Raw genomic sequence first — 7093 nt, 5'->3', positions numbered from 1 at the left:
AAGGCCGCTCAATGCGCCAATTGACCTTAACAGGGATTCAAGCAATCCAAAACGCTCTGAACCAAAGACCACGAAAGATTCTCAACTATCAATCGGCAATCGCAGTCCTGCCAGACTTCGATTAACTAGACCAATAACTAAGAATAGGTCGAAAGTGTTGCACTTGATTTGACAATTCGGGAAATAAATTAATTAGAACTATACTGGATTTATTAAAACAATCATAGATTTCAAAATTATTCTGGGGAGAATGATTATATATGAATACGAAAGTTCGGTTTAAGCTTTATAAAGCCGGCAAGCGTTGGATGGTAATGGGGATTGCCACGGCTTCGTTTGTTTTGGTGCAAGGTGGCTTAGTTCAAGCAGCCACCAATGTGACGCCCAATGTAAATTCAACCACCCAAGTTAAGCAAACAGCACCAGTGGCTAGAGCAGCGACAATTTTAGAGTCAGGACAACTAGGTACAGCTAGTGATGCTGCTAAATGGGACATTGACAGTCAAGGCGTTTTGACAATCCATGCCGGCATGTTTTATGCCGAAGGTTCCCGGCCAGCAGCTTGGACCTATTTAGGTTCAATGATTAAAAAATTGTTATTGAACCCAATGTTAAAGTAGCTGCTGGTGCTGGTAATTTAACCCAATATTTTTCATTATTGCCGCATTTAACGACCGTCGTTGGTGGTAATAATCTTGATGTCACGAATGCCACGAGTATGTATCGTTTATTTTGGACTGATCCATCATTACAATCAGTTGATGTGGCAAATTGGGATGTTGGCCAAGTAACGGCAATGCGCAACATGTTTTATGGTGATAGCAAATTAGCAACACTTGATGTAACTAACTGGGATGTGAGCCAGGTAACTACCTTATCGGGTGCATTTGAAAGTACTGGGATTCAAAAATTAAATGTGGCAAATTGGCAAACTAGCAATATGGTTGATTTGGATAATGCTTTTCGTGATATGCCAGTGACGACCCTTGATGTTTCCAAGTGGAATACTAGCAAGGTGACCGATTTTGGCTGGCTGTTTGCAGAAGACTACGAGTTAGCGCAACTGGATGTTAGTCACTTTGATACTAGTAAAGGTACTTATTTCTGGGATATGTTTCGTAATGATGAATCTTTGACAAGCCTTGATTTAAGTAGTTTTGATACTTCAAATGCCACTGATTGGAATAGCGATGCTTTAGCCGGCTTGACTAGTCTTGAAAAAATTACGATTGGGCCTGAAGTGGTTGACTTTTCAACTGCTAGTTTAGGAAATCCGGCAGTCGATACTAGCAATCCTAATAATATGAATACTGGTAAGTGGCAACAAGTTGATCCAATACTTGGTGGCACTGAAACCGATCCTAAGGGTACCACGATGACTGGTGCGCAGATTATTAGTACACAAGTAGCCAAACCAACAATTTATGTGGCACAAAAGAAAGTAGCGGCAACAATTCATTTTGTTGACGCCAATGGTGTGGATCTGTTTCCTGCACAAACAGTCACTGGTGAATCTGGTAATAAATTACCAAATATCACGATTCCGGCTAAGACTAATTACCATGTGGTCAGCGATGGGACAGTCAATGCCCAATTTATTGCTGGTCAAGCAAATAATTATCAGGTTGTTTATGGCGATGATCTCACCACTGCAACCGAAAGTGAGCAAGCAACACGTACGATTGATTATGTTTTGCAAGGTGGGCTTGGCCAAGCTCCCAGTCCTCAAAAACAAGTCGTTAATTTCACTCGTAATAAAACAACCGATTTAGTTACTGGCGCTGTTTCATATGATGATTGGCAAGCTGATGGTACCTTTGCTGCAGTTACTAGCCCGATATTGGCCGATTATCAAGCTGATCAAACCAATATTGGCGCGGTAACACCTGAGGCTACTGATGGTGATCAAACAATTACCGTTACTTATCAATATATTGGTAGCCAAACGACCGCACCAATTGATTCAGAAAATCAAACAACTGATAGTCAGACAACCCAAGAAGGTTTCAGTAGTGATGACCAAATCATGTTACCGAAGACAGGCAGTTCAATGACTGCCGCACCTATTTCGGCAGTCATTACCACCAAGCGGGTCACGACACCAACCGCGGCTGATACTAAGCCAATACTTACCAAATCAACTGCTGGCGTTATGTTGCCAAAGACTAGCGAAAAGAAACAGGGAACGTTCCTAACAATTGCCGGATTAGCATTAGTTGGCTTTTTGGCCATTGGCTTATGGCCCAAGAAGAAACAACTTTAATTTCTAAAGATGCGCTGTTAGATTTAATGAGTTATCTGCTGATTAGCCAAGTCAATAATCATTAGGATAATTAGTCCTGATTTAAGCGTCAATTAAGGACTATCTAAAGTGGCAGTATCAGCATAGTCTTTTACGAAAAATAAAATAATTTTAACTGCTGAAACGTGTGCTCAAAGAGCAACCGATTCCGCTTAACGTAAAACACCGAGCAATCCTGGATTGTTCGGTGTTTTACGTTAAGGCTCACCAACTAACTGCTTGGGTCCCACACTGTTGTTAAAAATGATGCGAGTTAAGAGAATGGGTCCGTTAGAGAAACCACTCTACTTAAGCTCTTAGCAGCGAAGTAGAGAAGTGCTTAGACCTAATGCGCATTACTAGTCGCTGATCAGTAAAATATTGTATTTGCTTGGTCGCTTTGCTAAAATGAGTGAGTGGTTACTCACTAAAGTGAAAGAGGTGAACCTGATTGACAGAGAAGATTGTGACTGACTTGGAGCATTGGTATGATGTTGCTCAAATGCCTTTAAGTCAGCGCAAAGTTTTATCGGCGGCAATTCGATTATTTGCTCGTGACGGCTTCTCACGGACAAGTACCAAAGCCGTTGCCGAAGAGGCAGGGGTGAGTCAGGCCGTGCTGTTTAAATATTTTCATAGTAAGGATGAATTATTGCATCAAATCACATCGCCAATTGCTGAAAACTTAATTCCCAATTATGCCACTGAATTTTTACGTCATTTGGATCAACAGCAGTTTGCAACTGATCAATTGCAACAAACCTTAAATGAGGTTGCTCAGGAAAGATTTCAGTTTATGTATCAGAATAAAGAAGTCATGCTGATTCTTTTTTCAGAATTTTTAGCCGATGTTGAATTTAAACAACAAGTTTTACAAGCCTTTCAATTGCAACAGAACCAATTAGTTAAGCGGGTTTGGCGGCGGCTTAAACCTGAGGCGCAAGGTCGTGCTTGGCGGTTTTTACGAAATGTTGTGCAGTCATTTGTGAGTCAATTACTAGGTTATTTTATTTTAGTGACTAATATTGCGCCGCAGCGACATTATGATTTTAAAGCTGATTTGGCCCAGATTGCTGAAAATGTTTATCGTAGCATTGCCTACCCAACTGAAAAACAGGCTTAAAAATGACAGCTAAAAAAACAGTTTACTATTATCAGACATTTCAAGATGATTTTGTGACTAGTCCCCACCAAGCGGTGCAATTACCTGCTGATTTTGACTATCAACGTGTTCGCTGGGGACCAAAACTTCGTAGTTGGTTATTACGGCCATGGTTGCGACTTTTTTCCTATGGCTATCAACACTTAGTTTTGCATCTTCACGTCGAGAATCGGCAAGTGCTGCGACAAGCCCAACAGCAAGGTATCTATTTATATAGTAATCATACACAGACGATGGGTGACGCTTTTTTGGCTTTTATGGTGTTGGGTCGGCGGCGACCTTGGATTATTGCCAGTCCAGCAAACTGGGGTTTACCAGGATTACGCCGAATTTTGGCGGCTGGTGGGGCAGTTCCGCTGCCTCAGGGTCGGCAACAATTTATTAATTTTCAAAAAGGTTTGGCGGTGGCTATCCAACAGGGGAAAGCCGTCTTGATTTATCCTGAGGCTCATGTTTGGCCATACTACACCAAAATTCGGCCACTGCCAATTGCGGCGTTTCATTATCCGACGACAACCCCAGCGCCCGTCTTCGCGATGACGGTAACTTATCAACAGCGGCATTGGCGACAGAAGCCGAAAAGAACAGTCTATTTAGACGGCCCTTTTAGTGCTGATCAAACGTTAACTCGGGTTGAACAACAGCGGCAATTACGAGATCAGGTGGCACAAGCGATGGTCAAGCGCAGTCAGACTAACAATTATCATTATTATCACTATCAACCGGCGTCAACTGAAAAGGAGGACTGATGATGAATATTCTATATTGTGGCGATGACAAAATGGCTGCTGGGTTAACATTATCAGTCTTATCACTTATGGACCAGACTCAGGAGCCCTTGCATATTTACGTTTTAACGGCCGCGATTACAACCGAACAACAGCAATTTCAACCGTTAGCAGACGCAACCCTTATCAAGTTAAATCAACAATTACAGCGACGAGCCGATACAAGTTCAATTATCAAGATTGATATTAGTGATTTATTTGCTGCGATGCCACCAACAGCCAACTTATTAACGTCTTTTACGCCTAACTGCATGTTACGGCTATATGCTGATCAAGTGGCAGCTCTACCAGCGCGTTTATTATATTTAGATACAGATGTGCTTTGTTGTCGCGATTTTAGTGAATTTTATCATCAGGATTTCGCCGGCAGTGATTTGGTAGGGGTGTTGGATCATTATGGTCGTTGGTTCTTTCATCAAAGCTGGACTCATTTAGATTATTTAAATTCTGGGGTATTGTTATTGAATTTACAACAAATTCGTCAAGATGGTTTGTTTGCAGCTTGTCGGCAACGTTGTGCAAAACAGCGAATGTTTATGCCGGATCAATCAGCTTTGAATAAGTTGACGAAACATAAAAAAATTGCACCTGTGATTTTTAACGAACAACATCAACGTCAGGAAGAAACGGTTTTTCAACATTTTACAACAAGTTTTCGCTTTTTTCCCTGGTTCCATACGGTGACAATTAAGCCTTGGCAGATCACGAAGGTTCAGCAACAGTTAGGGTTGCACGACTATGATGATTTGTTTCAATGTTTTCTGACCTTAACGGCGGCGACTAAGAAATAAAGCTAGATTGGTTTAATCTAGTAAATTAATAGGAGGTATCTGATGAAGCAAGCAGCAGTTATTCCCATTTTTTACGGTATTAATGATCAATATGCCCCTTATTTAGCAGTTTCTTTGCAGTCCTTGATTAAATCAACAAACCCGCAACAACAATATCAAGTGATTGTCTTATATCAAAAACTAACGACTGCCAATCAAAAACGTTTAGGCGCGCTTGCGATTGATAATTGCCCGATTACCTTTTACCAATTAACACCAGATTTATTAACAAAATTTGGTGGTGATGATAACACGTTACGAGCTGACTATTTCACATTGACAATTTATTATCGGTTATTTATTGCGGATTTATTTCCAGAATATGATCAAGGCATTTATTTAGACGCCGATACGATTGTGACCACGGATATTGCCAAATTAGCACAATTTGATTTAGGAACGAATCTAATCGGCGCAGTTCCAGATGCATTTATTTGCAGTGATCCGCGGACACGACGCTATGCTGAACTGGCGGTGGGTGTTGATCCGGACCATTATATTAATTCCGGGGTATTATTATTAAACTTAAAAGCATTGCGGCAGGAAAAATTTAGTCAACATTTCTTGAAATTATTAAATCAGTATCATTTTCAGTTAATTGCTCCTGATCAAGATTATCTGAATGGGATTTGTTATGGTCGGACTGCTTATTTAGCGCCAAAGTGGAATTTGCAAACGGAACATGCATTGCCAATTAGCGGACAACCCGCAATTGTCCATTACAATTTATTTGGCAAGCCTTGGTGCTATGCAGAGGTACCTTATGCTGATTTGTTCTGGCAAGCGGCAGCTGACACAGATTATCAACCTGAACTACAACAGCAGTTAGCACAATATTCAGCAACGCAAACAGCAGCAGATGCAGAACATAAGGCATTATTAATGCAACGAATTATTGCCTTTCCTGATGAAACTTTGACGTTTAAACAAGCAATTGCGCAAGGCGAACAGGTGCAACTATGATTATTGGTGGTAGTAAAAAGGCTGTCGTGGCAAATATTGAGCAGTCAGTGGCAACCAAACAATTTAATGCTAAGGTTGAAGTTGGTGATCCTGAATTATCGCCACGCGAAGAGCAGACTTTATTACAAGACCACTTAGTGGCGACGACGCATTTAAACTATCGTTTTAAAAATGTTTTGGCGCGTAGTTTGATGCGCCTGTCGACTGATTATTTAAATCGACATACGAAAATAGTTGGCGCTGAAAATCTACGGCATTTTAAGGGCGGTGCGATTGTCACCAGTAATCATTTCAATCCCCTAGAGAACACCGCAATTCGAAAAATGGTCCAAAAAGTGCGTCATCGGCGCTTGTACATTGTCAGTCAGCCGACTAATCTTAAAATGACTGGTTTTATTGGGTTCATGATGAATTACGATGATATCTTGCCAATTGGTCATGGCATGAATTACATGGGGAAAACTTTTCCCAATCTACTGGCTAGTAAATTACAACAAGGCAATTTTGTGTTAATTTATCCAGAACAAGAAATGTGGTTTAATTATCGGAAACCCCGACCGCCTAAACGTGGGGCCTATTATTATGCAGCTAAATTGCAGCAACCAATTTTATCTTGCTTTGTGACCATGACCACCGAGCCTAAAATGGATAATGACGAATTTCAACAAGTTCAGTATACCGTTCATATTCTGCCATTAATTTATCCTGACCCAGCTAAAAGTGTGGCTGCAAATAGTGAGGCGATGATGGCCCAGGATTATCGGCAGAAAGTTGCCGCTTATGAGCAAGCTTATGGTGTTAAAATGAATCCCGAGTTTCAACCAGGTGATATTGCTGGTTGGCGTGGCTAGTTGCGTCACCAGAAACAACTAATAAAATATTAGCACTGCTTGAGAAAAGCAGTCTGTTGTAAACTACCAAGTCTGTGTGACAATTTTCTGGTGTTAAACCAGAGTTGATCACATAGGCTATTTTAGTTTCACAATTTGATCTTTAGTATTCAAAAATTAATTGAGCAAAAATGGTGTTGATATTGGCAACACTTTTTTTGAATCCGATTGACTAAATG

General features: G+C 40.8%; 7 protein-coding genes and 1 pseudogene. All 8 read left to right on the top strand.

Features of this window, described 5'->3' with window-relative positions:
* Positions 1-125: pseudogene (locus tag EKM81_RS11635) on the top strand (IS30 family transposase); the annotation flags it as partial.
* 135 nt (positions 126-260) lie between these two features.
* Positions 261-620 carry a KxYKxGKxW signal peptide domain-containing protein gene (locus EKM81_RS02745; RefSeq protein ID WP_125648070.1) on the top strand — a complete coding sequence of 120 codons (360 nt, stop codon included), beginning with the start codon at positions 261-263 and terminating at the stop codon, positions 618-620.
* Between the two features lie 38 nt (positions 621-658).
* Positions 659-2263, top strand: a complete 1605-nt coding sequence (locus EKM81_RS02740) for a BspA family leucine-rich repeat surface protein (RefSeq protein WP_125648067.1) — start codon at positions 659-661, stop codon at positions 2261-2263.
* A gap of 469 nt (positions 2264-2732) precedes the next feature.
* A complete protein-coding gene (locus tag EKM81_RS02735; protein ID WP_125648064.1) occupies positions 2733-3404 on the top strand; it encodes a TetR/AcrR family transcriptional regulator in 672 nt (223 codons plus the stop codon).
* Positions 3405-3406: 2 nt separating this feature from the next.
* On the top strand, positions 3407-4192 hold the full coding sequence (locus EKM81_RS02730) for a lysophospholipid acyltransferase family protein (RefSeq protein ID WP_125648061.1): 786 nt from the start codon (positions 3407-3409) through the stop codon (positions 4190-4192).
* Positions 4189-5022 carry a glycosyltransferase gene (locus tag EKM81_RS02725; protein WP_164509187.1) on the top strand — a complete coding sequence of 278 codons (834 nt, stop codon included), beginning with the start codon at positions 4189-4191 and terminating at the stop codon, positions 5020-5022. Before EKM81_RS02730 ends, EKM81_RS02725 begins: the two co-directional genes overlap by 4 nt.
* A 42-nt stretch (positions 5023-5064) precedes the next feature.
* On the top strand, positions 5065-6024 hold the full coding sequence (locus EKM81_RS02720; protein ID WP_125648058.1) for a glycosyltransferase family 8 protein: 960 nt from the start codon (positions 5065-5067) through the stop codon (positions 6022-6024).
* On the top strand, positions 6021-6875 hold the full coding sequence (locus tag EKM81_RS02715) for a lysophospholipid acyltransferase family protein (protein WP_125648055.1): 855 nt from the start codon (positions 6021-6023) through the stop codon (positions 6873-6875). Before EKM81_RS02720 ends, EKM81_RS02715 begins: the two co-directional genes overlap by 4 nt.
* Positions 6876-7093: the final 218 nt, after the last annotated feature.

It is taken from the genome of Lapidilactobacillus gannanensis (genome assembly GCF_003946675.1).
Lineage (GTDB): Bacteria > Bacillota > Bacilli > Lactobacillales > Lactobacillaceae > Lapidilactobacillus > Lapidilactobacillus gannanensis.
The sequence above is the reverse complement of the archived record's forward strand: the minus strand, read 5'-3'. Positions and strand labels throughout refer to the sequence as shown.